Genomic DNA, 909 nt, shown 5'->3' with positions numbered 1-909 from the left:
CATACATTCACCGGAATTCATCAAACTATCACGATCTTTTTACCGCATTTTCTTGTCGCCGCATCAGCCTTGGGCTCTCCCCTTCTGGTTCAAGGATGATCCCACATGAACAAACGGATTCTCACTACCCTGTTGGCCACGCTCTGCGCCAGCGTCAACGCCGCCCCCTACGACTGGAACTACCCGGCGCCAATTCAATCCCCCGGCGCTAACGATAATGGCAAGGTCGTGCTCTTCGATGTTTCCCATGGCGGCACGGAAGGCAATGCGGACTGGGTTATTGACGGCGCTTTTTCCGACTTCGCCGATGCTCTGGTCAGTGCCGGTTACACCGTGCAGGAATACCGCGGGGTGGATAAAAACAGCGACGGCGTTATCCAGTTTGTGGATGACTACACCNACCCCACCACCGCCAACAGCAACGCCAACGAAGCGGTCATCACTTACACCGCCATCAGTCACGCGGATGTACTGGTCCTCGCGGAAAGCAACCGCCCCTTCACCCAGGCGGAATTGCAGGCCCTGGAAGATTTTGTGGCCGCCGGCAAGGGCATCTTCTTTGTTGCCGACCACTACAACGCCGACCGAAACCTGAACACCTGGGACAGCACCGAGGTATTCAACGGCTATAACCGCTCCACCCTGTCCCAGTTCAATGTGGGCGGCAGCTACGGCGACCTGCGTAATCCCGGCGTCGCCACTGGTGGCTGGCTGGCACAGGAGTTCGGCATCCGCTTTCGCTTCAATGCCATCGACTGGCACAGCGGCGCCAGCGGCATCGAGCCGGCCAGCCAGGTAGAGGGGCTGACCACCGGCGTAGGCCCGGTACTGATGGCCGGTGGCGCCACCCTGGCGATCACCGACCCGAACAAGGCCAAGGGCCTGGTGCACTTCTCCACCAGCGACAGC

1 pseudogene is annotated in these 909 nt (G+C 59.8%); it reads left to right on the top strand.

What is annotated here, in order from left to right:
• Positions 1–105 precede the first annotated feature (105 nt).
• Positions 106–909: pseudogene (locus tag A3730_RS06550) on the top strand (hypothetical protein); the annotation flags it as partial.

The sequence above is a fragment of the Alcanivorax sp. HI0044 genome (assembly GCF_001634945.1).
This window is presented reverse-complemented; position numbering and strand designations above follow the sequence as displayed.